This is a genomic window from Amycolatopsis sp. MEPSY49 (assembly GCF_051337345.1).
Taxonomy (GTDB): Bacteria; Actinomycetota; Actinomycetes; order Mycobacteriales; family Pseudonocardiaceae; genus Amycolatopsis.
Genome location: NZ_JBDLYJ010000004.1, coordinates 95,598 through 122,562, shown reverse-complemented (window position 1 = coordinate 122,562; position 26,965 = coordinate 95,598). Strand labels below are relative to the sequence as shown.

The 26,965-nt window shown below is 72.1% G+C and carries 29 protein-coding genes; 12 read left to right on the top strand and 17 right to left on the bottom strand.

From position 1 onward, the window contains the following. Window positions 1–10 precede the first annotated feature (10 nt). Together ABFJ78_RS20055 and ABFJ78_RS20050 are read left to right on the top strand one after the other, a co-directional pair. Window positions 11–1,180 (top strand): NAD(P)/FAD-dependent oxidoreductase, encoded by a 1,170-nt coding sequence (locus tag ABFJ78_RS20055; RefSeq protein ID WP_436387893.1) that lies wholly within the window; start codon window positions 11–13, stop codon window positions 1,178–1,180. Window positions 1,181–1,205: 25 nt separating this feature from the next. Further along, window positions 1,206–2,036, top strand: coding sequence for an NAD(P)H-binding protein (locus tag ABFJ78_RS20050; RefSeq protein ID WP_436387892.1), 831 nt, complete (start codon window positions 1,206–1,208; stop codon window positions 2,034–2,036). On the opposite strand, the gene ABFJ78_RS20045 is transcribed toward ABFJ78_RS20050, so the two are convergent. The 3 genes from ABFJ78_RS20045 to ABFJ78_RS20035 are packed head-to-tail and all read right to left on the bottom strand — an operon-like array spanning window position 2,026 to window position 4,999. Next, window positions 2,026–2,469 (bottom strand): aconitase X swivel domain-containing protein, encoded by a 444-nt coding sequence (locus ABFJ78_RS20045; protein WP_436387891.1) that lies wholly within the window; start codon window positions 2,467–2,469, stop codon window positions 2,026–2,028. The two genes, ABFJ78_RS20050 and ABFJ78_RS20045, sit on opposite strands and share 11 nt — an antisense overlap. Continuing rightward, window positions 2,466–3,743, bottom strand: coding sequence for an aconitase X (locus ABFJ78_RS20040; protein ID WP_436387890.1), 1,278 nt, complete (start codon window positions 3,741–3,743; stop codon window positions 2,466–2,468). The genes ABFJ78_RS20045 and ABFJ78_RS20040 overlap by 4 nt, the downstream gene beginning before the upstream one ends. Next, the gene (locus ABFJ78_RS20035) at window positions 3,740–4,999 is read right to left on the bottom strand and encodes an MFS transporter (protein WP_436387889.1); all 1,260 of its coding nucleotides are present in this window, start codon (window positions 4,997–4,999) and stop codon (window positions 3,740–3,742) included. Before ABFJ78_RS20035 ends, ABFJ78_RS20040 begins: the two co-directional genes overlap by 4 nt. Window positions 5,000–5,045: 46 nt before the next feature. Between ABFJ78_RS20035 and ABFJ78_RS20030 the strand changes: the two genes are divergently transcribed. Beyond that, window positions 5,046–5,246, top strand: coding sequence for a hypothetical protein (locus ABFJ78_RS20030; protein WP_436387888.1), 201 nt, complete (start codon window positions 5,046–5,048; stop codon window positions 5,244–5,246). Between the two features lie 40 nt (window positions 5,247–5,286). Here ABFJ78_RS20030 and ABFJ78_RS20025 read toward each other — a convergent pair whose 3' ends face one another. The 3 genes from ABFJ78_RS20025 to ABFJ78_RS20015 form a co-directional block, all read right to left on the bottom strand. Further along, a complete protein-coding gene (locus tag ABFJ78_RS20025) occupies window positions 5,287–6,933 on the bottom strand; it encodes a dihydroxy-acid dehydratase (RefSeq protein ID WP_436387887.1) in 1,647 nt (548 codons plus the stop codon). Between the two features lie 13 nt (window positions 6,934–6,946). After that, window positions 6,947–8,236 carry an FAD-dependent oxidoreductase gene (locus tag ABFJ78_RS20020; RefSeq protein WP_436387886.1) on the bottom strand — a complete coding sequence of 430 codons (1,290 nt, stop codon included), beginning with the start codon at window positions 8,234–8,236 and terminating at the stop codon, window positions 6,947–6,949. Window positions 8,237–8,307: 71 nt separating this feature from the next. Further along, entirely contained in the window at window positions 8,308–9,252 is a 945-nt protein-coding gene (locus tag ABFJ78_RS20015; RefSeq protein WP_436387885.1) for a LysR substrate-binding domain-containing protein, read from the bottom strand. Window positions 9,253–9,331: 79 nt separating this feature from the next. Between ABFJ78_RS20015 and ABFJ78_RS20010 the strand changes: the two genes are divergently transcribed. From ABFJ78_RS20010 to ABFJ78_RS20000, 3 genes are read left to right on the top strand one after another with little or no spacing between them, the layout of a single operon-like run. Next, the gene (locus tag ABFJ78_RS20010; RefSeq protein ID WP_436387884.1) at window positions 9,332–9,928 is read left to right on the top strand and encodes a sulfite oxidase-like oxidoreductase; all 597 of its coding nucleotides are present in this window, start codon (window positions 9,332–9,334) and stop codon (window positions 9,926–9,928) included. After that, window positions 9,898–10,617, top strand: coding sequence for a ferredoxin reductase (locus tag ABFJ78_RS20005; RefSeq protein WP_436387883.1), 720 nt, complete (start codon window positions 9,898–9,900; stop codon window positions 10,615–10,617). Before ABFJ78_RS20010 ends, ABFJ78_RS20005 begins: the two co-directional genes overlap by 31 nt. A 1-nt stretch (window position 10,618) precedes the next feature. Next, window positions 10,619–10,882, top strand: a complete 264-nt coding sequence (locus tag ABFJ78_RS20000) for a DUF6510 family protein (RefSeq protein WP_436387882.1) — start codon at window positions 10,619–10,621, stop codon at window positions 10,880–10,882. A gap of 30 nt (window positions 10,883–10,912) precedes the next feature. On the opposite strand, the gene ABFJ78_RS19995 is transcribed toward ABFJ78_RS20000, so the two are convergent. From ABFJ78_RS19995 to ABFJ78_RS19955, 9 genes are all read right to left on the bottom strand, one after another. Then, window positions 10,913–11,410 (bottom strand): 3-isopropylmalate dehydratase, encoded by a 498-nt coding sequence (locus ABFJ78_RS19995; protein WP_436387881.1) that lies wholly within the window; start codon window positions 11,408–11,410, stop codon window positions 10,913–10,915. Next, window positions 11,407–12,654: a 3-isopropylmalate dehydratase large subunit gene (locus tag ABFJ78_RS19990; protein WP_436387880.1), complete on the bottom strand. Its 1,248-nt coding sequence runs from the start codon at window positions 12,652–12,654 to the stop codon at window positions 11,407–11,409. Before ABFJ78_RS19990 ends, ABFJ78_RS19995 begins: the two co-directional genes overlap by 4 nt. Further along, a complete protein-coding gene (locus ABFJ78_RS19985) occupies window positions 12,651–13,931 on the bottom strand; it encodes an aconitase/3-isopropylmalate dehydratase large subunit family protein (RefSeq protein ID WP_436387879.1) in 1,281 nt (426 codons plus the stop codon). Before ABFJ78_RS19985 ends, ABFJ78_RS19990 begins: the two co-directional genes overlap by 4 nt. Beyond that, entirely contained in the window at window positions 13,928–14,440 is a 513-nt protein-coding gene (locus tag ABFJ78_RS19980) for a 3-isopropylmalate dehydratase (RefSeq protein ID WP_436387878.1), read from the bottom strand. Before ABFJ78_RS19980 ends, ABFJ78_RS19985 begins: the two co-directional genes overlap by 4 nt. A gap of 26 nt (window positions 14,441–14,466) precedes the next feature. Beyond that, window positions 14,467–15,546 (bottom strand): ornithine cyclodeaminase family protein, encoded by a 1,080-nt coding sequence (locus ABFJ78_RS19975; RefSeq protein WP_436387877.1) that lies wholly within the window; start codon window positions 15,544–15,546, stop codon window positions 14,467–14,469. After that, entirely contained in the window at window positions 15,543–16,586 is a 1,044-nt protein-coding gene (locus ABFJ78_RS19970; RefSeq protein WP_436387876.1) for an aminopeptidase P family N-terminal domain-containing protein, read from the bottom strand. The genes ABFJ78_RS19975 and ABFJ78_RS19970 overlap by 4 nt, the downstream gene beginning before the upstream one ends. After that, a complete protein-coding gene (locus ABFJ78_RS19965) occupies window positions 16,583–17,755 on the bottom strand; it encodes a M24 family metallopeptidase (protein WP_436387875.1) in 1,173 nt (390 codons plus the stop codon). The genes ABFJ78_RS19970 and ABFJ78_RS19965 overlap by 4 nt, the downstream gene beginning before the upstream one ends. 20 nt (window positions 17,756–17,775) lie before the next feature. Next, entirely contained in the window at window positions 17,776–19,164 is a 1,389-nt protein-coding gene (locus ABFJ78_RS19960; protein ID WP_436387874.1) for an MFS transporter, read from the bottom strand. A 70-nt stretch (window positions 19,165–19,234) separates the two neighbouring features. After that, a complete protein-coding gene (locus tag ABFJ78_RS19955) occupies window positions 19,235–19,708 on the bottom strand; it encodes a MarR family winged helix-turn-helix transcriptional regulator (protein WP_436387873.1) in 474 nt (157 codons plus the stop codon). Between the two features lie 191 nt (window positions 19,709–19,899). On the opposite strand from ABFJ78_RS19955, the gene ABFJ78_RS19950 reads away from it, so the two are divergent. From ABFJ78_RS19950 to ABFJ78_RS19930, 5 genes are all read left to right on the top strand, one after another. Beyond that, window positions 19,900–20,925, top strand: a complete 1,026-nt coding sequence (locus ABFJ78_RS19950; protein WP_436387872.1) for an aromatic ring-hydroxylating dioxygenase subunit alpha — start codon at window positions 19,900–19,902, stop codon at window positions 20,923–20,925. After that, window positions 20,922–21,101 carry a hypothetical protein gene (locus ABFJ78_RS19945; RefSeq protein ID WP_436387871.1) on the top strand — a complete coding sequence of 60 codons (180 nt, stop codon included), beginning with the start codon at window positions 20,922–20,924 and terminating at the stop codon, window positions 21,099–21,101. The genes ABFJ78_RS19950 and ABFJ78_RS19945 overlap by 4 nt, the downstream gene beginning before the upstream one ends. After that, window positions 21,098–22,027 (top strand): PDR/VanB family oxidoreductase, encoded by a 930-nt coding sequence (locus ABFJ78_RS19940; RefSeq protein WP_436387870.1) that lies wholly within the window; start codon window positions 21,098–21,100, stop codon window positions 22,025–22,027. Before ABFJ78_RS19945 ends, ABFJ78_RS19940 begins: the two co-directional genes overlap by 4 nt. A gap of 21 nt (window positions 22,028–22,048) precedes the next feature. Further along, window positions 22,049–22,843 (top strand): IclR family transcriptional regulator, encoded by a 795-nt coding sequence (locus ABFJ78_RS19935; protein ID WP_436387869.1) that lies wholly within the window; start codon window positions 22,049–22,051, stop codon window positions 22,841–22,843. Window positions 22,844–22,953: 110 nt separating this feature from the next. Next, on the top strand, window positions 22,954–25,239 hold the full coding sequence (locus ABFJ78_RS19930) for a protein kinase domain-containing protein (RefSeq protein WP_436387868.1): 2,286 nt from the start codon (window positions 22,954–22,956) through the stop codon (window positions 25,237–25,239). Window positions 25,240–25,282: 43 nt separating this feature from the next. On the opposite strand, the gene ABFJ78_RS19925 is transcribed toward ABFJ78_RS19930, so the two are convergent. Both ABFJ78_RS19925 and ABFJ78_RS19920 read right to left on the bottom strand, forming a co-directional pair. Continuing rightward, complete coding sequence (locus ABFJ78_RS19925; RefSeq protein ID WP_436387867.1) at window positions 25,283–25,957, bottom strand: DUF6766 family protein; 675 nt, start codon at window positions 25,955–25,957, stop codon at window positions 25,283–25,285. An 82-nt stretch (window positions 25,958–26,039) separates the two neighbouring features. After that, window positions 26,040–26,417 (bottom strand): hypothetical protein, encoded by a 378-nt coding sequence (locus tag ABFJ78_RS19920; RefSeq protein WP_436387866.1) that lies wholly within the window; start codon window positions 26,415–26,417, stop codon window positions 26,040–26,042. A 158-nt stretch (window positions 26,418–26,575) separates the two neighbouring features. On the opposite strand from ABFJ78_RS19920, the gene ABFJ78_RS19915 reads away from it, so the two are divergent. Further along, on the top strand, window positions 26,576–26,965 hold the full coding sequence (locus tag ABFJ78_RS19915; RefSeq protein WP_436387865.1) for an ATP-binding protein: 390 nt from the start codon (window positions 26,576–26,578) through the stop codon (window positions 26,963–26,965).

Here is a 26,965-nt window from a genome sequence, read left to right as displayed (position 1 = left end):
GAGGGAAGCCATGAAGCACCGCATCGTCGTTCTCGGGGCCGGGTACGCCGGAGCCAACGCGGCCGGGCGCCTGGCCAAGCGGCTGCACCCCGCCGACACCGAGATCACGCTCGTCAACGCCGACCCCGAGTTCGTCGAGCGCGTCCGCCTGCACCAGCTCGCGACCGGCCAGGACCCGCGGCCCCGCGCCCTGACCGACCTCTTCGCGGGCACGGGCGTGCAGGTCCGGATCGCGCGGGTGACCGCCGTGGACGTCGACCGCAAGACCGTCGCCCTCGCCGACGCCGGCGAGATCGCCTACGACACGCTCGTCTACGCCCTCGGCAGCGCGGCCGCCGACTGCGGCGTGCCCGGCGTCGCCGAGCACGCCCACTTCGTCGCGGGCAAACAGCAGGCGCTGCGGCTGCGGGCGCGGCTGGCCGGCCTTGCCGCGGGCGAAGCGGTGCTCGTCGTCGGCGGTGGTCTCACGGGGATCGAAGCCGTCACCGAGATCGCCGAAGCCCGCCCGGACCTCGAGGTCGCCCTCGCCGCCCGCGGCGGCCTCGGCGACTGGCTGAGCGAGAAGGCCCAGCGCCACCTGCGCAAGGCGTTCGACCGGCTCGGGATCACCGTGCACGAGCACACGGACATCGCGGGTGTCGAGGCGGACGGCGCGGTGACCGCGGACGGCCGCGTGCTCCCGGCGCGGGTGACGGTCTGGACGGCCGGGTTCGCCGTGCACCCCATCGCCGCGGCTTCGACGCTGGAAGTTTCCGCGACGGGCCAGATCGTCGTCGACGAAACGATGCGGTCGGTCTCGCACGCGGACGTCTACGCGGTCGGGGACGCCGCGTTCGCCCCGGGCGCGAGCGGCGCGCCGCTGCGGATGTCCTGCGCCTCGGGGGTCCCGACGGCCTACCAGGCGGCGGACGCGATCGCCGCCCGCCTGACCGGGGGCGGGCTGCCGGAGAACAAGATCGGCTACACCGGGCAGTGCATCAGCCTCGGCCGCCGCGACGCGATCGTGCAGTGGGTGACGCCGGACGACCGGCCCAAGCCGTCGGCGGTGACCGGCCGGACGGCCGCGCGGATCAAGGAGATGATCTGCCGGGCCGCGGCGTGGAGCGTCGCCCACCCGACGTCGATGGTGCCGGTGCGTCGCCGGCACATCGATCCGGTGCCCGTCGCGGTTTCCGCGTGACCCGTCGAGCTGAGGAGAGACCATCATGATGCTGATCACCGGAGCCAACGGCGTCGTCGGACGCCAGGTCGTGAACCTGCTCCTGCGCGAAGGCGCTGCCGTCGCCGCGGTCACTCGCGGCCTCGGCAAGCCGGAGTTTCCCGACGGCGCGAGAGTCCTCAATGGAGACCTGTTCCGTCCACAGTGGCTTGACCTGGAAGGGTTCGAGGCGATCCAGATCAGTCCGCGCGCAACGGGTCCCGGCCTGGGCGAGCTGCTGAAACTGGCGGCCGGGCAGGGCGTGCGGCGCGTGGTGCTGCTGTCGGCCACCACGGTGGAGTTCCCGGCGGGGGAGGCGCGCTTCGCCGCCCAGTTCAAGCTCGCCGAGGACCTCGTCGTCCAGTCCGGTCTGGAGTGGACGGTCCTGCGCCTGGCCGACTTCGCCGCCAATTCGCTGGCCTGGGCACCGCAGCTCAAGGCGGGCGACGTGGTCCGCGGCGCGTATGCCAAGGCTGCCACCTCGCCGATCCACGAGGCCGACATCGCCGAGGTGGCCGTGCGCGCCCTCCGGAGCGGGGCCGGGGCGGTCCACACCCTGACCGGGCCGCAGTCCCTGGACCAAGGGGAGAAGGTGCGGTTGATCGGCGAGGCCGTCGGCCGGACGCTGTCGTTCCGGGAGCTTCCGCCGGAGCAGGTGCGCGCCGGGATGCTCGCGCAGGGACTGCCCGAGGAAGTCCCGGCCCGCCTGCTCGGTTCCCTGGCCGACTACAGCGATCGTCCGGGTCCGACAACCACAACGGTGGAAGACCTCCTGGGCCGGCCCGCCCGCACCTTCGCCGATTGGGCGCGCGACAACGCGTTCGCCTTCAGGTCCTGAGCGCCGAGGGCGTCCGCTGTGCCGCGGCCCGCTCGACGATCTCCACGAACCCCTGGCCGGCGTCGAGGCGGAGCCGGTCGCCGGTGTGGATCAGCTCGACCGGGTCGCGGTCGAAGTCGCTCAGCGCGGGCACCCGGGTCACCACCGCGCCGAGTGCCACCTTGGTCGTCACCACCGTGAAGATCATGCCCAGCGGCGCGGTGCCGAGCAGGCGGGTCGACTGGAAGAACCCCGACCAGCCGGACGACCCCTTCGCGCCCGGGAAGACGAGGATCTTCCCGGTGAAGCACACGCCGTGCAGTTCGTGGCGGCGCTCGATGATCGTGCCGGTGGCCGGGTCGATGCCGCCCCAGCCCGAGATCGTCTCGTGGGACACCAGCGCTTCGCCCTCGACGACACCGGGGACGATCGTCCGCCCGTGCAGGATCGTCACCGCAGGTCACCTCGCCAGCGCCCGGTGACGGCGGCGTCCACGCAGTCCTCCAGGGAACCGAACCACGCCTCGATCCCGAGGATCGCGGGCAGGTAGTGCGCCTGCTTCGCCGAGTCGGTGGCGAACACGCGGGTGCCCGGCGGGGCGACGCGGGACATCGCCGGGCACGAGTCGGCGAGCAGCCGCCCGCCCGCGGCCTCGATCACGGCCGTGTAGCCGCTGCGGTCCGCGACCGCCTTGAGCGCCCGAGGCGCCATGATCCACAGCTGCGTGCCCGAGTGCAGCCGCTTGCCGTCCAGGGCGCGGGCGGCGGCGCGGATCTGGTCGATCGATGCGTGCGGGCAGCCCAGCAGCACGAAGTCGACGTCGGTCGAGCGGCCCTGGTCGTTCAGCGTCTCGTAGACCTCGCGCCGTTCCCGAAGTCCATAGTGGACGGCGGCGGGCGGGCGGCTGCGGAAGGCGGCTTCGACCGTCGGCGCCTCCGGCGTGATTCCCGGCAGGTGGTACAGCTCGACGCCGCCGGAAGACGCGGCGGCCGCGCCGAAGTGCTTGAGGTCGACGAGGTCGGGACGCGGGTACGCGCCGGTGACCACCGGGCGCTCGTCCTGGACCAGCCCGCCCGCGAAGTAGCCGAGCATGCCCCAGTCCATGAAGTCGCGGACGCCCGCGTCGACTTCGACGAGGTGCGTGCCGAAGCGGTTCTCGGGCAGGTGGTTGCCCCAGCACGGGATCTTCCCGGTCAGCGACGCCGCGCCGGTCGAAGTCCCGCCTTCGCAGTTGGTCCGGGCGCCGAGCACGGAGTTGGCGTACACGACCGCGGAGGACTCCATCCACGCGCAGTGCTCGCCGCGGACCGGCAGGTTGCCGACCTGGTACGGCGTGCAGGTGGCGAGGATGTTCACCCCGCGCCGCCCGTAGAACGCTTCGGCGTCGCTCTGCAGCTCGACGAACTCCTTCGGGTAGGGCACGGTGCCGACCGAGTCCGGGCCGAAGCCCTGCTGCAGCTGGCACGTCGGCACTCGCATGTCGGGGATCTCGACGACGTCGTCGCAGTCGAGGTTGAGCACCGCGAACGCCTTGTTCCAGCCGCCTTCGGCCACCAGCTTCGCCTTCACCGGCGACGGCTGGGTGCTCGTCCCGGCGACGTTGCGGGTGTCGCACAGGTGTTCCGCGCCCAGGGCCTCGCCGTAGCGGACGAGCAGGTCCATGGCCGCCGCCACGGCCGGCCCGTCGGCGCCGTCGCGCATCGCCTTCTCGTCGTCGGTGAGGATCACCGCGCGACCTCCTGCCGGGAGACCGCCGGGACCGGATCGGCGACGCCGTTGGTCTCCGGGCCCCGGCGCACGGCCTCGAACATCAGCAGGCCGCCGAAGACGATCAGCGCGATCGGCGTGAACTCGTAGGGCATGATCGAGCTGAGCGCCAGCAGCCAGAAGGTGTAGAGCCCGGGCAGGATCAGCCCGAACATGTAGCCGATGCCGTACCCGCTCGCCCGCACGGACGCCGGGAACCGCTCGTTGAGGTACACGAGGATGACGCCGAGCGGCGCGGACGGCAGGACCTTCGCCACCACGGCGATCAGCCCGATCAGCCACGCGGGCGCCCCGGCCCGGCCGGCCACCGCGAGCACCGCGAACGCGCCGCCCACCACGAACGTGAGCACGAGCGCCCAGCGCATCAGCAGCGCGCGCCGGCCGATCCGCTGGCCGACCGCGGCGAGCACCAGGATCAGCACGATCGTCAGGACGGAACTGATGATCTCCACCGTGGACGACAGCCGCGGGCTCTGGTCCAGCACCTGCACCAGCAGGGTCGGCAGGAACGACACCGACATCTGGGTGGCGAACCAGTACCCGCAGGTGAACAGGAAGACGCTGAAGAACAGCGCGCGGTGGGTGGTGAACAGCTCCGCGACCGGCTGCCGTCCCGTGCGGCGCCGCCGGAACACCGAGTCGTCCTCCTTCACGCCGCGGTAGTGCCACAGGTACACCAGGCCGAGCACGAACCCGAGGAAGAACGGGATCCGCCAGCCCCAGGCCAGGAAACCGCCGTGGGGCAGCACGTCGAGCAGGCCGAGCAGGAGCAGGTTGATCACCAGGAACGAGCCGGGCGCGCCGACGCCGATGAGCCCGCCGACCCGGCCGCGCCGCGCGGGTTTCGCCTGTTCCAGCGCGAGCGGCATCGGAGCGGCATACCCGCCGGCGAGGAAGATCCCGCCGATCAGCCGCAGCACGGCGAACACGGCGATCGCGCCGTAGTTCCAGGTCGCGAAGCCGGGCAGCAGGCCGATCAGCAGGGTGACGATCGTGAAGCCCCAGCCGCTGATCATGGTGACGGGCTTGCGCCCGATCCGGTCGGACAGGTTGCCGAAGATCACGCTGCCGATCGGCCGCGCCAGCAGCCCGACCGTGAACAGCAGCGTGGTGAAGGTCGCGCGGATCGTCGGCGACAGGTTCGCGGGCATGAAGTACGCCATGGCGGCCGGCAGCACGAGCGCCGGGAGATAGACGTCGAAGCTGTCGACGAACATCGAGAACGCGCCACCGCGGGCGGAGCGCCGTTCGTCGGCCTCGGTGATGACGNCCCTGTCCCTCGTCCGCGACGGCGACACCGTCCACATCGACCTGCCCGGGCGGGTGTGCGAACTGCGCGTCGACCCGGCCGAACTCGGGGCGAGGCAGCCGGTGCCCGCCGAAGACCACCACGAAACCGGCTGGCTGTCGGTCTACCGGCGCACCGTGCGCCCCCTCGGCCACGGCGCCGTGCTCCGCCCCTAGCGCGGAGGCGGAGCTTTCACGTGAAAGCTCCGCCTCCGCGCTAGGGGCGGAGCACGGCGCCGTGGCCGAGGGGGCGCACGGTGCGCCGGTAGACCGACAGCCAGCCGGTTTCGTGGTGGTCTTCGGCGGGCACCGGCTGCCTCGCCCCGAGTTCGGCCGGGTCGACGCGCAGTTCGCACACCCGCCCGGGCAGGTCGATGTGGACGGTGTCGCCGTCGCGGACGAGGGACAGGGGACCGCCGTCGGCGGCTTCGGGGCGGACCTCGCCGACGACGATGCCGCGGTTGACGAGCCCGGACAGCTGGCCGTCGGTGACCACCGCGACTTCGCCGGTGAGCCCGGCGCGGTCGAGGGCGAAGACGATCTGCGACGCCATCCCCATGCCGGGCCGGCCGCGCGGCCCGAGCCCGCGGACGACCACGACGTCGCCGGCGGTGATGCCGCCGTCCGCCAGGGCGGCGACCGCGGCCTCCTGGTTCTCGAAGCAGCGGGCCGGGCCGGTGAACGCGGCCGGGCGCTCGTCGCCGACCGCGAGCTTGACGATGCCGCCCTCGGGAGTGAGTGACCCGCGCAGGACCACGATCAGCGGCTCTGTCGCGAAGGGACGGTCGGCCGGGCGGATGACTTCGGGGTCCGCGACTTCGGCCGAGGACAGGTTGTCGCCCACTGCGGAGCCGCTGACCGTCATCGGTGTCGGGTCGATCAGGTCGCCGAGCTGTTTCAGCACCGCTCGCGCGCCGCCCGCGGCCTCGAACTGCTCGATGAGGTACGGCCCGTTCGGCCGGACCGCCGACACGACCGGGGTGTCCCGGCCGAGCTCGGCGTACAGGCCGAGAACGTCGACGTCCACATCGGACTCTTCGGCCACCGCCTGGAGGTGCTTGATCGTGTTGATCGAGGCGCCCACCGCCAGGGCGACGCGGACGGCGTTGCGGAACGCGGCCGCCGTCATGATGCGGCGCGGGCGCAAGTCCTCGGCCACCATCTCCACGACGCGTGTCGCGGCGGCGTCGGCCGCGGCCCACATCGACGGCGAGTTCGCCGCGACGGGGGTGGTGCCCGGCAGCGCCATGCCGAGTGCTTCGGCGACGACGTGCATCGAGTTGGCCGTGCCCATGCCCGGGCACACGCCGGGGCCGCCGACGGCGCTGTCGCTCATCTCGGCGAGTTCGTCCACAGTGGACGTACCGCAGGCGTGGAGGAAGACGTCCTCGATGTCGCAGTGACCGCCGCGGAAGCAGCCGCTGGGCTGGTAGCCGCAGGCGAGGAGCAGGGTCGGGAGATTCAGCCGCCCGGCGGCCATCAGCTGGGCCGGCGCGGTCTTGTCGCAGCTGGCCAGGCACACCATCCCGTCCAGCTGCGCACCCTCGACGCCGACCTCGATGTCGTTCACGATGAGGTCGCGCGCCGAGAGGATGTACCCGCCGCCGTGCCCGGCAGAGTGGATGAAGTCGCTCGGCGCGGTGGTGCGCACCTCGAACGCCAGCCCGCCCGCGGCGGCGATCCCCTGCTTGATCCTGGCCGCGATCGGGTCGAGGTGGCTGAAGCAGATCGCCAGGTCCGACGAGGAGTTGACGACCGCGATCTTCGGCTTGCGGAGGTCTTCGTCGGTGAGCCCGAGTGCCCGCCACTGGGCGCGCCGGGTGGCCCAGCGGACCGTGCCGGGCGGGAAGTCGCTGCGGACCATGACTTTCCTCCGTTCAGGACTCGAGGTTGCGGACCAGACGGGTGGCGAGCTCGCCGTGGTCGACGTCGTGCACGCTGTCCTTCCCGGCCAGGTCCAGCGCGTGCGCGGCGGCCATGCCCATCGCCCCGCACGGGCCCATGACGCGCACGCTCGACAGCGCGGCCGCGTCGCCGTCGATACACCGGCCGGCGACCAGGACGTTGTGGACGTCCGGGGGAGTCATCGAACGCAGCGGGACGTAGTGCACGTGGTCGGGCCCGAACGTCTCCCACACGTAGCCTTCGGGGCTGTCGTGCAGTTCCACCGGCCAGGCGGTGCGCGCGACGGCGTCGGGGAAGCGGGTGCCGGCGCGCACCTCGTCGATGGTCAGCTGGTGAACTCCCTGCGCCCAGCGGGTTTGCCGCCGGCCGGGCAGCCCGTAGGCCCGGACGCGGATGGTCCCGAACGCTTCGGGAAACTCCGCGCGCAGGAACGTCACCACCCGGTCGGCCTGGGCCTTGCCTTCGAGCTGGGCTCGGGCCGCGGCGATCGGCTCGAGCGGCGCCTCGATGTGCGTCATGTTGAGCACCGCCGTTCCCCGGCCGGGGAAGTGGAAGGCGAGCCCGTCATGACGGCGCAGGCCGTACTCGGCGGCTTTCGCACCGACGCGCTCGGCCAGCTCGTCCGGCTCGGGCGCGGCTTCTTCGGCGACGTGCTCGACGACGAGCTGCTGCGAGCCGTAGATCTCGCGCTCCGGCAGGCGGCACGGCAAACCTGCTTCCCAGATCAGGGAAGCGTCGCCGCTCGCGTCGACGAACCCGGTGGCGTCGACGTCCACGGCGCCGTAGCGGGTGGCGAAGGTGACCGACTCGACGCGGTCGCCGCTCCGGACGACGCCGGTGATCGCCGCGCCGGTGATCACCCGGATGCCGTGCTCGCGCACGGTGTCTTCGACCCACCGGCCGAGCACCACTTCGTCGTAGCCGACGGTGAGCGTGTGCCGCCGCTGGCGGAACAGGTCGCCCGTGGCGCCCAGGTCGCGGAAGATGTCGTCGAAGATCCCGTGCGTCAGCTGGCGGTACTCCGGCGCGTTGCCGAAGACCCCGCAGAACAACCCGATCAGGGAATTGACCATCTGGCCGCCGAGTACCGGCAGCGCGTCGACGAGCACGACGTCGCGGCCGAGCCGGGCGGACTCGACGGCCGCGGACAGCCCGGCGATCCCGGCACCGACGACGCAGACGTCGGCGGAGACCTGGTGGGCGGCGGAGCCGGCGGGCTTGCGGACGGTGCGGACCTTCAGCTCGGTGAGGGGGTGCGGCATGGCTCACACGCTAGGTCGGGCGCCCGCGCCCCCGGAAATAGAGAATCGCGCTGCGGGAGTATCAGCGCGAGTTATACCTGCCGCGCGAGGTCGGTCAGCACGGTCCGGAACCAGCGGTGGGCCGGGTCGCCGTCGTGGCCGAAGTGCCACCAGAACCGTTCGACGATCGGCTCCGGATCGCCGGGACACGGCAGGATCCGCAGGCCGAGCCGGTCGGCGACGCGCGTGGCGAGGCGTTCCTGCAGCAGCGCGACGCGGTCGGTGCCCGCGACGAAGTGGGGCACGGCCTGGTAGCTCTCGACGCGGACCCGGATGCGCGGCTGGATGCCGAAGAGCGCGAGCTGGCGGCCCATCGGGGCGGCGGGCGGGAACCCGCGGTCCGGCTGGAACGGCGCGACCCACGGCAGCGCGGCGAGCTGCTCGAGGCTGAGCTCGTCGCCCCGCACGGCCGGGTTCGCCGCGTCGACGACGCAGACCCAGCGGTCGGTGAACAACGCGACGGACCGCACGTCGGGCAGCTCGAACCGGCTGACCGGGGGCGCGACCATCCCGTCGATCAGCCGGATCGTGTCGGTGATGTCGCTGGCGAAGGCCTCCCGGACCAGCCGGACGTGCAGCCGGACGTCCGGTGCCTGGTCGGCGAGCAAGGCGGACAGCCGTGACCCCAGTACCTCGATCGTGTAGTCCGCCATGACCAGCGTGAACTCGCGGGCGGACGCGCCGGGGTCGAAGTCGTGCCCGGTGCCGAAGAGCCGTTCCGCGCCGGCGCACACCGCTTCGACCTGGTCGGCCAGCTGCGTGGCCAGCGCGGACAGCACGTAACCGTTCCCGGACCGCACGAGCAGCTCGTCGCCGAAGTGCCGCCGCAACCGGGCGAGCGCGGCACTGGCCGCGGGCTGCGTGACCCCGAGCCGGGCCGCCGCGCGGGTGACGTTCCGCTCGCCGAGCAGCTCGCGGAGGACCACCATCAGGTTGAGGTCCAGGTTCGCCAGGTGGACCGCGGAGTGCCTCGCCACGGTCGAACTATAAATCAGGCTGACACCCCTGGCGGGCCGGCAGCGGGTTAAGGTGGGCGCCCGACGAGAGGGGAGTGCCTTGGCCGTGTTCAGCCGGGGGTTCCAGGGGCGGCGCGAGCGCGACGCCGACCTCCCGCCGGGTCAGTACCTGACCGACGACTTCCCCGTCCTCTCGGCGGGCCCGACCCCGCCGGTGACCGCCGACGACTGGTCGTTCACGGTCACCACGGAAGCCGGCGTGCGGACGTCGTGGAGCTGGGCCGACCTGATGGCGCTGCCCGCCGAGGAACCGACGGTCGACATCCACTGCGTGACCCGCTGGTCGAAGCTCGGCACGACCTGGCGTGGCGTGTCGCTCGACGTGCTGCTGGCCGACGTCGAGACCGCCGCCGACTACGCGATGGTGCACAGTTCCGGCGGCTACACCACGAACCTCCCGCTGGAAGACCTGCTCGACGGCAAGGCGTGGATCGCGTACGAGTTCGACGGCGAGCCCCTCGAACCGGTGCACGGCGGGCCCGCGCGGCTGCTCGTGCCGCACCTGTACTTCTGGAAGTCCGCCAAGTGGGTCAGCGGCCTGGAGCTGCTGCCCGACGACGAGCCCGGGTTCTGGGAACAGCTCGGCTACCACAACTACGGAGACCCGTGGCAGGAACAACGCTACGACGGCGACTAGGCCACCGCCGCCGGACCGCCCGGCTCGTCGAGACCCGCGACGAGACGGCCACCGCGCGCACCCTCCGGTTCGCCGTGCCGGACTGGCCGGGCCACCTCGCCGGGCAGCACGTCGACATCCGGCTCACCGCCGAGGACGGCTACACCGCGCAGCGGAGCTACTCGCTGTCCGCACCCGCCGAGGGCGAGTTCATCGAGGTGACCGTGCAACTCGTTCCCGACGGGGAAGTATCGCCGTACCTCGTGCGGGACATCGAGGTCGGCGACGTCGTCGAGGTGCTCGGGCCGCTCGGCGGCTGGTTCGTGTGGCGGCCCGAGCAGCCGGAGCCGGTGCTGCTGATCGGTGGCGGCTCGGGGGTCGCCCCGCTGATGGCGATGGTGCGGGCCCGCTCGGCGTTCCGGCTGCTCTACTCGGTCCGGACCCCGGCCGACGTCTGCTTCGCCGACGAGCTGGGCGGCCCGGAGACGGTCGTGCTGTACACGCGGGAAGCACCGGACGGCGTCGAGCGCGCGCCGCACCGGATCGACGCGGCCGACCTGAAGGCGTACGGGCTGCCCGCGGACGACGCGCCGACCTGTTACGTGTGCGGGCCGACGCCGTTCGTCGAGACGGTCACCGGGTTGCTGGTCGACGCCGGGCACGATCCCGGCCGCGTGCGCGCGGAGCGGTTCGGAGCGAGCGGAGGGTGAAATGACGGACGCACACCTCGACGGGAACGTCCTGGCGGGCCCGCTGAGCAGCGTGTTCACCGCCGACGTCACGAGCGCGACGGCGGTCTGCGCCGGCTGCGGCCGGTCCGACCGCCTCGCCGCGGCGGCGGTGTACGGCGCCCCGATGGGCTACATCGCGCGGTGCCCCGGCTGCGACCAGGTGCTGCTGCGGTACGCCGAAGCCCCCACCGGCGCCACGCTCGACATGCGCGGGATCGCCACCCTGCGCCTGACGACGGGCTGACCGGCGGGGACTCCGTTCTTCAAAACCGTCCTACTGGAACACCTCCGGCCGGTTCTTCGCGAAGGCGATCAACCCTCCCGCGTCGAGCATCTCGACCAGGAACGGGTCGGCCGCCGCGCCGCGCACGCTCGTGCCCGTGGTGAGGTTCGTGAACTCGCCGCGGGTGAGGTCCACCCGCACCCGGTCGCCGTCGGCCGCGAGGTCGGGGTTGAGCCCGATCTCCAGTGCCGGCAAGCCGATCTCGAAGCAGTTGCGGTAGAACGTCCGCGCGAACGTCTCCGCCACCACGCAGCCGATCCCGGTGGCCTGCAACGCCTTCGTGGCGATCGCCCGCCCCGACGACTGACCGAAGTGCTTGCCCGCGAACACGATGTCGCCCGGCTGCACCTTCTTCGGGAACTCCGGGTTGAGGTCCTCCAGCACGTGCCGCACCAGCACGTCCATCGGTTCGAACACGTACTGCGTCTTCACGAGCCGGTCGGTCGGGATGTTGTCCCCGAACCGCCAGCAGCGGCCTTCGAACTTCACGCGGTCCTCCCTGCGATGACGCCCGCCACGGCCGACGCGGCGACGGTCTCCGACGACGCCAGGTACATCGACGCGTCGGGACTCCCGTTGCGGCCGGGGAAGTTGCGGGCGTGCGTCGAAATCATCGCCTCGTCCGAGGCCAGCGCGCCCATGTTGTACGCCTGGTTCGAGCCCGTGCTCGGCGGGAACCACGTCGCCCCCGCCTCGTGCAACGCGAGCACGAGCCCTTCTTTCGCCGCCTCCGCGAACACCTCGCGGCTGGACGGCACGAGGTGGAATCGCACGTCCGGGTGGACCCGGTGCCCCGCCAGCACTTCGGCCGCCGCGCGGAAGTCCTCGAGCCGGCCGCCGCCGTGGCCGCCCAGCTCCGCGTACTGGATCGGCGTGCCCGCGACCTCCGTGACCGGCTTGACGTTGCCGACGGTCGGCGGGCACGCGACCTGCGGGTCGACCGCGCCGACGTCGAAGCGCAGCACCTGCGCCGCCTCTTCGCCGTCGCCGCGTACCAGCAGGTCCGGTCCCTCGCCCGGCAGCGTCCGCACGAACGCCTCGGTCACCTCGTCCGGCTCGACGAAGCTGCACTTCGCCCCGAGGTCCACGCACAGCAACGGGAACAGCCAACGGTCCCAAAAGGACAGTTCGCGCACGTACGGCCCGCCGAACTCGACGGCCCGGTAGTTCAGCTCGCCCTCGCCGATGCGGCCGACGAGCCACAGCGCGACATCGCGCGGCGTCACGCCCGGCTTCGGCGTGCCTTCGAGGTGGACCCGGGTCGTCTCGGGCACCTTGAACCAGGCTTTTCCGTACGGCAGCACGGTTCCGGCGTGCGAGTCGTTGCCGAGCGCCACGGCGAGCGCGCCCAGCGTCCCGTGCACGGGCGTGTGGCTGTCGGAGCCGACCACGATCATGCCGGGTTTGATGTGTCCTTTCCGGACGACCGCGTGGTGCAGGTTGCCGTTGCCGCAGTCGTACAGCGTGAGGCCGTGCTTGCGGGCCCATTCCCGGTTGTGCCGCAGCACGTTCGCCTGCTGCTCGGTGGGCGGGGCGAAGTGGTGGTCGAACACCATGACGGCCCGCTCGGGGTCCGGGATGGGCACGTTGACCCGCTTCTCGTACACCTGCGACGTCAAGTACCCGGACAGGTCGTGCATGATCAGCCGGTCGACCTTCGCGACGACGATCTCGCCGGGCGCCACCGACTCGCGGCCGCTCGCGCGGGCGAGGATCTTCTCGACGAGGTTCACGCGACCACCGCCGTCGCCACGATCTCCCGGGGGTCGGTGATGACCCCGCGGATCGCCGAGGCCGCGGCCGTCGCCGGGCTCGACAGGAAGATCTTCGCGTCGTAGCTGCCCATGCGGCCCTGGAAGTTGCGGTTGGCCGTCGACAGCGTGGTTTCGCCGTCGGCCATCGCGCCGCCGTTGCCCGCGCACGCCCCGCAGCCCGGGTTCGTGATCATCGCGCCCGCGTCGATGAGCTTCGTCAGCACCCCGTTCTCCGCGGCCCTCGCCATGATCTTCGCCGACGCCGGGGTCACGATCAGCCGCAGGCCCGGCGCGACCCGGTGGTCGGCGAGCACGTCGGCCGCGATCACGAGGTCGTCGTACTTGGCGTTGGCGCACGAGCCGATGAACACCTGGTCGAGCTTGGTCCCGGCGACGTCGCCGACGCCGACGACGTTGTCGACCGTGTGCGGCACGGCGATCTGCGGCGCCAGCGTCGGCCCGTCGAGGGTTACCGTGGCGCGGTAGGTCGCGTCTTCGTCCGGCAGCAGGATGTCGAGTTCGTCGCGCGGCACTCCGGCTTCGTCGAGGTAGGCGAGCGTGGTGGCGTCCGGGGCTACGTAGGCGTTCTTGGCGCCCATCTCCATGGCCAGGTTGCAGAACGTCATGCGTTCCGACACGGACATGCCTTCGACGTAGGAGCCGGAGAACTCGGCCGAATCGTAGGTCAGCCCGTCGGCGCCGAGGTCGCCGATGAGCTTGAGCATCACGTCCTTGGCGTACACGCCGGGGGCGAGGTCGCCGTCGATGACCACGCGGACCGACTCGGGCACCTTGACCCACAGCTTGCCGGTGACCCACGCGGCGGTGATCTCGCTGAACCCGACACCGGTGCCGAAGGCGCCCAGCGCGCCGTAGATCGTGGAGTGCGAGTCGGTGCCGATGATGAACTGCCCGGGCCGCACGAGCCCGTGCTCCATCAGGACGATGTGCGCGATCCCGCTGTTGACGTCGAAGAAGTTCTTCACGCCCATCTTCTTCGCGAACTCGCGGCACAGCGCGTGGTCGGCGGCCGTCTTCGCGTTCATGGCGGGGGAGAGGTGGTCCATCACCATCGCCACGCGGTCGACGTCGAAGAGCTTTTCGACGCCCATCTTCTCCAGCGTCCGGATGCACCGCCAGCTCGCGGTGTGGCTCATGTACAGGTCCGGGTACGCGTCGACGATCTGCCCGGGCGCGAGGTCCGCCACCGCGGACGCGCGCTCGATCGCCTTCTGCGCGAAGGTCTTGCCGGTCATTTCGTTCCTCCCGCTGCGAAGCTCGCCATCAGGTGCGGGATCAGGCCGCCGTCGGCCATGATCTCCCGCAGCACCGGCGGGTACGGGCTGAACGGGAAGGTCTGCCCGCCCGTTTCGACCGTGCCCGCGTCGTAGTCGACCCACAGCTCGCCGCCGTCGGCGGCCGCTTCCGCCGCGGCGGGCGACTCGACCGCGACGAGCCCGGTGTTGATCGCGTTGCGGAAGAACACGCGGGAGAAGGAGGCCGCGACGACCGCCTTGACCCCGGCGCCGATCAGGCACGTGGCGGCCTGCTCCCGCGCGCTGCCGCAGCCGAAGTTGCGCCCGGCGACGACGACGTCGCTGGCCCGCAGCCGGTGTTGCGTCTCCGGCCCCAGCGGCTCGAAAGCGTGCTCGGCGAGTTCCGCCGGGTCGATGCTCACGAGGTAGCGGCCGGGGATGATGACGTCGGTGTTCACGTTTTCGCCGAAGGTGATGACCTTGCCTCCGACGCGATGTGCGCTGCCCATGGTTGCGTCTCCGTTCGAAGTCCCGGTCAGGGGCTGGTCTCCTCGAGGAACCAGTCGGTCGGCACCGTGTTCCCCAGGTCGCGCTGCTCGGCCAGGGCGAGCGCCCGCGCGCACACCGCCGCGAACTGGATGCCCATGCCGGTGTTGTTGGCGAACACGGTGATGTCGTCGGGGCTGGTGCGGCCGGGCGCGTCACCGAGCAGCAGGTCGCCCAGCTCCCGGATGTCGTCCCACTGCAGCAGGCCGCGCTCGACGGGGCCGAGGATGTCGTACTGCTTGTCGTGGTGCACCTGCTCGCGCGAGAGCACGGTGATCCGCGCCGCGCGGTCGAACGTCGTGTCGTCGAGCTCCCGGCGGGTGGCCGTGCCGTCGGGCGAGGTGATCGCCGTGACGTGCGTGCCGGGGTCGAGCCAGGCGCCGTCGAAGCACGGCTCCATGGCCGCGGTGGCGCAGGTGACGATGTGGCAGCCCGCCACCGCGTCGCGCCGCTCGTCGACGGCCACGATCTTGCGGCCGGTCTTTTCGCTCCACACGCGCGCGAACTCCTCGCGGTGCTCGGCCGTCGGGCTGTAGACGCGGACTTCTTCGATGCCCGGCCGCACCATGAGCAGGCACTCGAGGTGGGCTTCGGCCTGCCAGCCGGAGCCGAACATGCCGGCGACGGTCGCGTCCGGATTGGACAGTTCGCGGATGCCGAGCGCGGAAGTGGCGCCGACGCGCATCTTCTGGATGAAGCTGTCGTGCATGATGGCGAGCGGCTCGAGGGTGGTCAGGCTGTAGAGCGTGACGAGCCCGACGTACCGGCCGCCGGGCGCGGCCGGGATGAGCCGCCGCCGCTGTACGCCGCTCGGCAGCGTCTCGACGCCGGCGATGTCGGAGGTGATCCGCAGTGCCCACACGCCGCTGGAGGCGTTGCCGCCTTCCTGGGACTTGAACCGGAAGCGGAAGCCGGGGTGGCGGCTGTCCTCGACCGGGAAGTACGTGTGGTTGCGCGGCCGGTTGGCGCCCTGGCCGGAGTTCAGTTCCTTGTACGCGGTTTCGAGCGCGTCGAGCGTTTCGCCGGCGGTGAGCACCTGCTCGATGTCGCCGTTGGAAAGGATCCTCACCGTTGTGCTCCTGTCAGGTGTTCGGGTTCGCCGTCGGTGACGCGAACGGTTTCGGCCACGGCCGCGGTGCCGCCGTCGGCGAACGCGACCTCCACGGACACCGCGCCCGCCTCGCCGTCGGCCAGCACGGCTTCGGGCTCCTGGGCGCGGAATTCGCCCGCGGTGGACAGGTCCGCCTGGTTGACCCAGCGGACCTCGGCTTTCGCGCCTTCGGGCAGCTTCGCCAGCGCGGGGGCGGCGGCTTCGGCGAGAGCGCCGACGGTGGCGCCGGCCTTGGCCGCGGCGATCGCGCTCGCGAGGGCCTCCTTCAGGGCGTCAGGCCAGCCGCCGTCGTCGAGGACGCGGCTGGCGTGCACCCAGTTCATCCGGTACTGGCCGGTGACGGCGAACGACGTCACGCCGTCCGAAGTGGACAGAGATTGCGGGTACAGGTCGAGAAAGCCGTTGCCGCGCAGGGCGCGTTCGACGGTCTCGACGCGGCTGCCCGCGGTGCTGCCCGCGACCGTCGCCTTCGCCGCGGCGTCGTCCAGGATCCGGCCTGCTGCCCGCAGCAGCTCGGTCTCGGCCGCGGACGGCACCAGCCGCTGTTCACGCACCAGCCCGCCGAGGCGGCGGACCTGCCAACCGGGCACGGCGGCGACGATCTCTTCGGCGACGTCGGCGGGCCACAGCGCGGCGTCGACCAGGCCGACGGTGCCGGTCGGCCGGTCCAGCAGGTACTTCGCGACGAGGTCGGCGAAGTTCTTGCCGCTACCGAACTCCGTGACCGTCGACGAGCGCCGCATCCAGTTCTGCACGCGCAGCGAAAGCTTCGTCAGGAACGTGACGGGCCCCTCGGCGGGGATCGCCAGCACGCCCTCGTTCCAGTAGAGGCACAGGTTGGTCAGGTAGGCGAGGTCGTCCGACCGCGACACGTCGGCGTAGACGAGAGCGACGTCGACGCCTTCGGCGGCCATGGCCCGCTGCAGCGCGGCCACGCGGTCGTGCCACTCCCGGTCGGGCACCTCCGCGGGATCGAGTACGTGCAACCCTCGTTTCACGCCACGTCTCCTGTCTCGAACAGCTTGCGTTCGGTCGTGATCAGCACTTCGCAGCCGTCGGCGGTCACGCGCACCGGGTCGCCGAGCACGTGGTAGCCGGCCAGCGGCGTGTAGGTGTTGGGGTGGATGATGAACACCGAATTTTCGGGCAGCACCGTGTGGTTGCCCTCGATGATCGGCGTCTCGTCGAGGTGCAGGCCGTGGCCGTGCCCGCGTACGCGGGTGTACTCGCTCGTGCAGTACTCGCCGTAACCGTACTTGCGGAACACGTCGTTCTGCGCCACGGCGACCTCGTGCGCGGTGATCCCCGGCCGCACCACGGAAATGCCCGCTTCGACGGCTTCGTTGAAGAGGTCGAACGACTTGCGCTGCCCGTCGTCGGCCGTGCCCACCACCGCGGAGCGGCAGATCTGCAGCCAGTAACCGTCCATTTTGGGCGTCAGCTCGGTACGCACCAGGTCCCCGGCTTCGAGTCGCCGGTCGCCGGGTGGGGTCATGCCGCGGACCTCGTCGCGGCCCGACGCGATGAGCATGAAGTTGTCTTCGGCGCCGAGGTTCTTCACCCGCGCTTCGACCTCGGCGACGATCCGGTACTCCGGCAGCCCGGGTTCCAGCACGTCGACGAACGCTTCCCAGCCAGCGGCGCACACGACGGCGCTGCGCCGCATCCGGGTCAGCTCCCACTCGCTCTTCACGAGCCGGGCGGTGTCGAGCAGCTTCGTCGCCGAGACGACTTCGGCGCCCGGCGCCGCGGCGCGGATCGTCTCCATGAGCACGAGCGGCACGAGCTCGTGGAGCGCGATCCCGATGCGCCGCGGCGCCAGCTCCTTCAGCACCACGCCCAGCTCCGCGGGGTCCGCCGGGTCGAGGCGGCGGGCGTCGCCGACCCAGCCCTGCGCGGTGAACGCCGGGAGGTCCGACGGCCGCGTCGAGAAGGCGACGGGGTCGCCCTCGGCCGGGAAGACGACGAGCGCGGCGCTGCCGGCCGGGGTCACGTCGGTGAAGTAGCGGATGTTCTCACGCCGCCAGGCCGGGCCGTAGGCGAGCACGACGTCGAGGCCCTGTTCGGCCATCGCGGCGCGGATCTTGCGGTGCCGCAGCCGCAGCTCCGCCTGGTCGTCCGGGGACAGGCCCGCACCGGCGGGCGCCGGGGCGTGGTCGATCGTCATGGTTTCCTCCACGGGGTGGGTCAGGAGCGGGCCATCGTCGGCGCGGGCGCCACCGGTGCCCCGGTGATCTCCCGGGTGATCTGCTCGACGGTGCGGCCGCGGGTCTCGAAGGTCGCCACCAGCGCGGCGATCCCGGCGACGACCGAGATGACGCCGAAGAGCAGGAAGAACAGGAACTGCGAGGTGTGCATGGCCAGGACGAACCCGGCCAGCGCCGGCATGACGAGCCCGCCGACCTTCTGCCACGCCGCGGCCCAGCCGAGCCCGGTCGCGCGGCTCGCGGTCGGGTAGAGCTCACTGGCGTAGGCGAAGAGCGTGCTGCCGGCGAGGCCGCTGCCGAAGAACGTCGCCAGCGAGCCGAGCAGGATCACCGCGCCGGCCGCGGACGTCGTGCCCCAGAGCAGGCACAGCAGTCCACTGAGGACGAACCCGGCGCCGAGCACCACGCGGCGGCCGATCCGGTTGATCAGCTGCCCGGCCAGGAGTGCGCCGACCACGCCGGCCGTGGTGATGATCGCCGTGTAGCCGAAGCTCTTGAGCAGGCCCACACCTTGTTTTTCGAGGATCGAGGGCAGCCAGCTCGAAAGCCCGTAGAGGAACGCTCCCGCGCAGACCTCCATGAACCAGAGGGCGATCGTGTAGCGGAGGTAGTGCCGGGCGACGAGCGTGCGCACGGTGCCCCGGGTTTCGGGCGCCTCGGGGTGCTCGGCGGGCGTGCTCGTGCCGGTGCCGCGGCAGAGCGTGTCGACGATCGCCGTGCCGGCGGCGAGCCGGCCGCGGCGCAGCAGGTAGCGCACCGACTCCGGCAGTGTGGCCAGCATGACGGCGCCGACGAGCACCGGCACGGTGGCGATCGCGAACATCGCTCGCCAGCCCCACCCCGGCACCACGGCGGTGCCGACCGCGGCCGCCGTCGGCAGGCCGATCAGCCAGGCGGCCGTGGCCGCGGTGACGAGCGGCCCGCGGTGGCGGGACGGCACGAACTCCGCGATGTAGGGCAGGGCCACGGCGATCTCCGCGCCGAGCCCGATGCCTTGCAGCGCCCGGAAGGTGAGGAGCGCGCCGAAGCTGGGCGCGAACACGGCGGCCAGCGAGAACAGCGCGTAGACCATGATCGTGACGGCCAGCGGGACCTTCCGGCCGAACCGGTCGGACACGGTACCGGCGACGGCCGCGCCGACGAGCATGCCGGCGAACAGGACCGAGGAGAACACCCCGGCCGATTCGCTGGTGAGGTGGAACGTCTTGACGACGCCCGGCAGGACCACCCCGGTCAGGTTGATGACGAACCCGCACAGGAAGTGTCCCAAGAGGACGGTCACGTAGATTCTGAGGTGCCGCGCGGTGAACGCCGACTCGTCGAGCCGGGCGAGCACCGCGCGGGACGCGGCGGTGGGGGACGGGGGCATGGCGGGCCACCTCTCTGTGGCATGGACCAGCGGTTGTGCGCTCTGCGGACCCCCCCTCGGGTCTTGCCCGCTACCGGTCGTCGAGGTTGCCCTGGACGCTGTGGTAGAGCCCGGAGAGCGCGGGCAGGAGCTCCGCGCGGACCTCGGGGGTGAGGCCCGCGGTCAGCTCGGCGGTGAACTTGTCGAGCGCGCGCCGCGCGGCGTCCCGCGCCTCCACCCCTTTGGCGGTCAGCTCGAGCTGCATGGTGCGCCGGCTCCTGGCCGACGGCTGCCGGGACAGGAATCCCTGGGTGACCAGCTTGTCGACGCTTTCGGACATGGTCGACGGGTTGCGGTGCGCGAGCTTGCACAGCGCCGTGAGCGACGTGTGCCCGGCCCCGACCCGCGACAGGATCCGGTACTGCCGGATGGTGAGCGGCTGCTCGAGGCCGGCCAGCAGTTCCGTCTGGAGCCGGGTCAGCCGCCCGCCGAGGGCGAGCAGGACCTCGCCCAGGGAGGCGTCCGGCCCCAGCTCGTCGAAGGTTTCGGTGTCGCGAGTTGTCACTTTGGTCCCCGTACGTTCCGGTACCCGAAATAACGTCGGCGCCGACTGTACGTCCGCGAACGGCCCGCTGGGAAGGGGTGATTTCGTGACCGGCCGGGTTTTTCAGCCAGTGAAAAGCGGGATGGCCGCCGTCACGGCCGGGGTGAGAACTTCGAGGTGCCGACCCCCGATCGAAGGAGCTCTGAGGCGCGATGGCACCGTTCGCCCGCAACCAGTGGTACGTCGCCGCTTACGGCCGCGAGGTGGGGCGGGAGCTCTTCGCCCGCACGGTGCTCGGTGAGCCGATCGTCTTCTACCGCACCGAATCCGGCGAAGTCACCGCGCTCGCGGACCGCTGCGTGCACCGCCGTTACCCGCTTTCCGAGAGCCGCCTCGACGGCGACCGGATCATCTGCGGCTACCACGGCTTCACCTACGACCGCGCCGGTTCGTGCGTCGCCGTCCCCGGCCAGAAGCGGATCCCGCGCACCGCCCGGGTTCCGTCGTACCCCGTCGTCGAGCAGGACTCGTTCGTCTGGGTCTGGATCGGCGACCGCGACCTCGCCGACCCGGCCGCGATCCCGCGCGCCCCGTGGCTCGCCGATCCGGCGTACACCACCGTGAGCGGGATGGAGCCGCTCGCCGCGCGGTACGAGCTGCTCGTGGACAACCTGCTCGACCTCTCCCACGAGACCTACCTGCACGGCGGCTACATCGGGACGCCGGAGGTCGCGGAGACGCCCATCACGACGGAGGTCGACGAGGACCGCGGGATCATCTACGTCAGCAGGCACATGGCCGACGCCGAATGCCCGGCGTTCTACGCGAAGTCGACCGGCATCGAAGGCCGGATCACGCGCTGGCAGGACATCGAGTACCACCCGCCGTGCCTGTACCTGCTGCACAGCCGGATCGCGCCGGTCGGCGTGCTGCCGAACGACGACGGCACCGACCCCGACGGCTTCCACGTCGAGGTCGTCTACGCCATCACCCCGGAGACCGAGCACAGCACGCACGACTTCTGGGCCGTGGCCCGGGACTTCGCGCTCGAGGACCAGGGCGTGTCCGACTTCCTGGCCGAGAACAACCGCACGGTGGTGCTGCAGGACGTGCGCGCCCTCGACATCCTCGAACGCGTCATCGCCACCGAACCCGAGGGCTACCAGGAGCTTTCGGTCAACATCGACACCGGGGGGCTGGCCGCGCGGCGCATTCTCGCGAAGCTGGCGGCCTCGTGAGCGCCCGCGTGGCGATGCTGTCCGGGGACGCGGTGGTCCGCATCCACTGGAAGCTCGGCACCGACCTGCTCGTCGGGGTGTGCCACTGCGGCGCCGAGCACGAATCCGAGGACCCGGTGGAGCTGTGGGAGTGGCTGCTGGCCCACCCCGGCGGTCACGAAACGAGGGACCGATGAGCTTGGAGCTGGACGTTGTCCTGGCGGCCAAGGAACGCCTCGCCGAAGGCGTCGTACGGCTGACCTTGCGCGCCCCGGACGGTGGCGAGCTGCCCGCGTGGGAGCCGGGCGCGCACCTGGACCTGGTGCTGGGGCCCGACCTCGTGCGGCAGTACTCGCTGTGCGGCGACCCGGCCGACCGGTCGGTGCTGCAGGTGGCCGTGCTGCGGGAGCCGGCGGGCCGCGGCGGGTCCGCCCACGTCCACGAGCGGCTGACGGACGGCGAGACCCTGCGCGTGCGCGGCCCGCGCAACCACTTCGCGCTCGAACCGGCGTCGCACTACCTGTTCGTCGCGGGCGGGATCGGCATCACGCCGCTCGTGCCGATGCTCGCCGCGGCCGAGGCGGCGGGTGCCCGGTGGCGGCTGCTGTACGGCGGCCGCACGCGGGCGTCGATGGCGTTCGCCGCCGAGCTGCGGGACCGTTACGGCGACCGCGTGGAGCTGGTCCCGCAGGACGAGCGCGGCCTGCTCGACCTCGACGCGGCCCTGGCCGCCGAGCCGGGCGCAGCGGTCTACTGCTGCGGCCCCGAGCCGCTGCTGGCGGCGATGGAAGAGCGCTGCGCGCCCGGCACGCTGCACGTGGAGCGGTTCACGGCGAAACCGGACACCGAGGCGAAAACCGCGTTCGAGGTCGAGCTGGCGCAGTCGGGGCGCACCCTTTCGGTGCCGGCGGACCGGTCGGTGCTCGAAGTCGTGGAGGAGTCCGGCGTGCCGGTCCTGTCGTCGTGCCGGGAGGGCACGTGCGGCACGTGCGAGACGGGTGTCCTGGCGGGCGTGCCCGACCACCGCGACGCCGTGCTCACCCCGGCCGAGCAGGAGGCCGGCGACGTGATGATGATCTGCGTGTCGCGCTGCGCGGGCCCGCGGCTGGTGCTGGACCTGTGACGCGCCGGGTAGCGTGAGGCGATGACCCGGCGCGCCGAGCACGGCGCCGGCACCTCGGTGACGAGCAAGGTGCTGGCGCTGCTCGAGGCGTTCACGCCGGACGCCACCGAGCTCAGCCTGAGCGAGCTGGCCCGCCGCTCGGGCGTCTCGCTCGCGACCGCGCACCGCCGCGCGGCCGAGCTCGTGGAGTGGGGCGCGCTGGAGCGCGACGCGGCGGGCCGCTACCGGGTCGGGCTGCGGCTGTGGGAGGTCGCGTCGCTCGCGCCGCGCGGGCTGGGCCTGCGCGACGCGGCGATGCCGTTCCTCGAAGACCTGTACGAGGTGACGCACGAGAACGTCCAGCTGGCCGTGCGCGAAGGCCTCGAGGTGGTGTTCGTCGAGCGCATCGCCGGCCGCGACGCGGTCCCGGTCTGGACCCGCGTCGGCGGCCGGTTCGCCCTGCACGCGACCGGTGTCGGGCTCGTCCTGCTGGCCCACGCGCCGGCGGCCGTGCAGGAGGAGGTGCTCGGGGGCACCCTGCGGACGTTCACGCCCAAGACGGTCGCCGACCCCACCCGGCTGCGCCACATGCTCGCCGACGTCCGCAAGCTCGGCTATTCGGTGAGTGATGGTCAGGTGACTGTCGACGCCCTGTCCGTCGGTGCTCCGGTCTTCGCCGCGGACGGTTCCGTGGTGGCGGCGGTTTCACTGGTCGTGCGGACCGGTAGCGCGGCGCCGGGCGCGCTGGCGCCGTTGGTGATGGCGGCGGCGCGGGGGATCGGCCGGACGCTGGCGGGTGGGTCGTCGCGGGTGTTCCCGGCCGGGCGGCCGAGGTAGCGCCGCCACCAGGCTTAAGTGACACTTTTGCGTGAATTGCCACGAAGGGCGACCCCGGCGGGTTATCGTCTGCCTCCGCGACGAGGACACGGCGAGGGGAAGCGGCGGGGATGAACGACACCTGGAGCGTGCCCGGGTACGCCGAAGTGGACGTGCTCGGCAGCGGAAGCTTCGGGCGGGTCGTGCTGGCCAAGCACGAGGCCTCCGGGAACATGGCGGCGATCAAGTACCTGCGCGCGGAGTTCCTCGCCGACGCGCGGATCGCCGGCGGGTTCCGGCACGAGGCGTGGCTGCTGTCCGGCCTGCGGAGCCCGCACGTCGTCCGGCTCTTCGACTTCGTCGAGACGCCGCAAGGCGCCGCGCTCGTCATGGAGGCGGTGCCCGGCGTCTCGCTGCGCGCCCTGCTCGTGGCGGAGAACGTCCTGGCGCCCGAGGCGGCGCTCGCGATCCTGAAGGGCTCGCTGCTCGGCCTCGCCGACGCGCACGCGGCCGGGGTGGTCCACCGGGACTACAAGCCCGGGAACGTGCTGGTGTCGCGGGAGGGCGAGTCGAAGCTCGTCGACTTCGGGCTGGCCACTTTGGACGGACACAACGGACTGACCGCCGGCTCCCCGTCCTACATGGCGCCGGAGCAGTGGGCCGGGCAGCCGGGCCTGCCCGCCACCGACGTCTACGCGGCGACGTGCGTGTTCTACCAGTGCGTCACCGGGCACCGGCCGTTCGACGCGGACACGAGCGAGCAGCTGCGCGCCCTGCACGGCGGCGCGCCGGTGCCGATGGACGCGGTGCCCGAGGCGCTGCGCCCGCTGATCGCGCGGGGCATGGCGAAGGACCCCGCGTGGCGGCCGGCGACGGCGGGCGCCTTCGTCACCGAGCTGGAAGCCGTCGCGCGCAAGGCCTACGGGAAGAACTGGGAGAAGCGCGGCTGGAAGCGGCTGGCCGCCTCGGCCGCGGCGTTGACGGCGCTGACGCCGCTGGCCCTCCTGACGACCGCGGGCACCGCCGCCGCACCGCTCGCCGCCGCCGGCGCGGGAGCCGGGGCGACGGCCACCGCCACGGGCACCGGGACGGGGCTGACCGCGGCGATGGTGGGCAAGATCGCCGCCGCCGCCGCGATCGTCGGCGGGCTGGTCGCCGGCGGGGTGCTGCTCATCCCGAACGGGGACGACCCGCCCGCCGCGCCCGCGCCGCTGTCGGTCGCCCTGCAGACGATGTCCGGGCGGGACCAGGCGCTGCCGATCGGCTACGAGCTCCAGTACCCGCAGGTGTCCGGCGGCGCGGACGCCGCGCTCCGGCAGCGGATCAACGACGCGCTGCGGGCCCCGGTCGACAAGCGGCTGAAGTCCATCCACGACGGCGTCGCCGAACCGAGCACGCTCGAGCGGGTCCGGCAGGAAGGCGAAACGCTCGGGGTGCGCTCGTCCGCGCGCGTGCTGCGGCAGACGCCGGGCCTGCTTTCCGTGCGGTACGACCACGATCTCGACTCGGACGTGCTGGCGCACACGACGTGGCGGTTCCCCGAAGCGCTCACCGTCGACCTCGCCACCGGCCAGGTGCTGGGTCCGAAGGACGTCTTCCGGCCCGAGATCCTGACGGCCGCCGGCATGCGGACGCTGACCCAGCGGCTGTCCCCGCACACGAGGAACGGCTTCTGCACCGTGCCCACGGTGGTGGGAGATCCGGAGCGGCGGGTCAGCATCGACGCCGCCGAACGCACCGGCGGCGGCGACCACGTGCCGGGCGCGACGTTCGGGTTCACCGACACCGGTGCCGAGTTCGAAGTCCTGTGGTACGACCTCGGCTGCGCCACCGCGGCCGGGAACGAGAGCGTGGTACTGCCGTACGCCGAGCTCGACGACCTGCTGCAGCCGAAGTTCCTGACGATGCTGGGAAAGACCGCGCCGGCCGCTTCCGCCACGACCCGCTCGACGACCGCTCCGCCGACGTCGAAGTCGGAGCAGCCCGGTGCGGGGAACACGTACACGAACGCCCGCTTCGGGTTCACGACGCTGGTGCCGCCGGGCTACACGGCGTCGTCGTGGGTCCCGGAGAACGGCGAGGGGATGCGGTTCACCGACGCCGGCCTCGGCGCGACGCTGACGGTGTGGGGAACCAACTCGGCAAGCATGCGGCCGGCCGACAAGCTGGCCGAGGTGATCACCTCCGTCGAAGGGAACGGTGGCCGGGTGACGTTCCGCTCCGCCGACAAGAACGGCTACACGGTCTCGGGTTTCCAGGGCGACGGCCGGATCTTCTACGAGCACGAGGCCATCGGAGCGGGGTCGGCGGCCGGGCTGCGCTGGGTCTACCCGGCCGCCCACAAGGCGGAGCTCGACAAGCCCGTCACCGACACGGTGGAAGGCTTCCAGCCCGGCGACCTCTCAAGGCCGCACTGACGATCTGTCGCAAGGCAGCGCCGGCCACGTGGTCGCCGGAGCGTTACCCGGCTTCGTCGGTGACACCGTGCGAGGCGCCGACCGGCTTCGACTCGGGAGAGCCGCGGCGGCGCAGGTACACGCTGAACACCGCCATCGAGCCGATGGCCAGGAACTCCGACTGCCAGTTCTGCAGCGTGCGGTTCCAGAAGTCCGCCGACACGAGGTAGTCCACCCAGGACACCGGGTCCCCGAAGTCGCTCAGCTGCTCCGCGTTGTACGCGGCGACCCCGGCGACCGACTGCGCGAGCCACGACAACACGAAGATCCCGAGCATCACCAGCGCCAGCGAGCGGGCGAACACCGCGGTCCGCCAGCCGCCCGCCTTCGCCCACGGTGGCGAGTTCGCCTTGACGTAGCGGCCGACCTGCTGGTCCTCGTCGCTTTCGGTCCCGATCCGGCCCAGTGGCTTCGACTCCGGCGACCCGCGCTGCACCAGCCACACGGTCGCGAAGACGTAGAGGAAGAACTGCAGGTACTCCGACTGCCAGTTCTCCGCGACGTCGACCGCGAACGACGAGGACGTCAGGTAGGCGCCCAGCCCGACGGTGTCGGCACCGTGGGCGACCTGCCGGTCGTTGAAGTCGGCCAGCCCGGACAGCGCCTGGCCGACCAGGCTCACCAGGAACAGCGCGCCGAACGCCAGGGACAGCCCGTTGTCGCGAAGGAACCGTTTCATCGCCCGAGCACCCCGATCACGATGAAGTACGCCAGTCCACCGAGGACGACGACGAGGTATCCGATGTAGACGGCGCGGGCTTTCATCGGCCACCCACCACGCAGTCGTAGACCTGTTCGTTGCGGGGGTGACAGCCCGCGCCGGTCACGCGCCAGCCGTCGGTGAAGTCGTGCAGGAACAGGGTGTCGGCCGCGGTCCGGGCCTGGGCTTCGTCGCCCCAGACGACGATCGACCCGACCGGGGCGCGGGGGAGCGCGGAGAGCGGTGAGCCCGTGGCGCAGCCGCCCGGTCCCAGCCCGTCCCGGGCCCGGGGAGCCAGGAGCGCGCACGCGGATGCGCCACCCTCCCCGAGGGCCGCCTCGAACCGTTGGGCCGCGTCCTGGGCGGAGGAGGTGTCGGCCGCCGAGCATCCGCAGAGGAGAACCACTGCGGTACCGAGCCCGGCGATGATCTTGTGCACACCAGGAGGTACCCGGATGAGACGGCGTTCACACCTGCCGCGCCGCCGCGCCCGATCGAGCGATCCGGCCGGACTCGCAGGTTCGTGACGGCTCCCGGTGGGGTAGTAACCCACCGACGGACCACCCGACGTGGCCGGTGACGAAAGGCGAGGCGCCGATGACGACGCACCAGCTTCCCCGCTCGGACGAGCAGCTCCGGGTCGTCGCGCTGGAGGTCGCCGACGACCTGCGCGAAGTGGCGACCGTCCGCGCCTGGGCCGAGCGCGTCCTGGCCGACCTGCCCGACGACCGGCGGCGCGTCGCCGTCTGGGTCGTCGAAGAGCTGGCCACCAACGCCCTGCTCCACGGCGAGCCGCCGCGGCAGGTCCGGCTGCTGCGGCGGCCCGGGTGGCTGGGCGTCGAGGTCGACGACGGCTGCCTCGACACCGCTTGCGTGCGCCGGTCCGGCGGCGGGGGCCTGCGGGCCGTCGCCGCGGTGAGCGTCACCTGGGGCCAGTGGCAGCGCAGCACCGGCAAGACCGTCTGGGCCGAGCTCGCGATTCCCTGA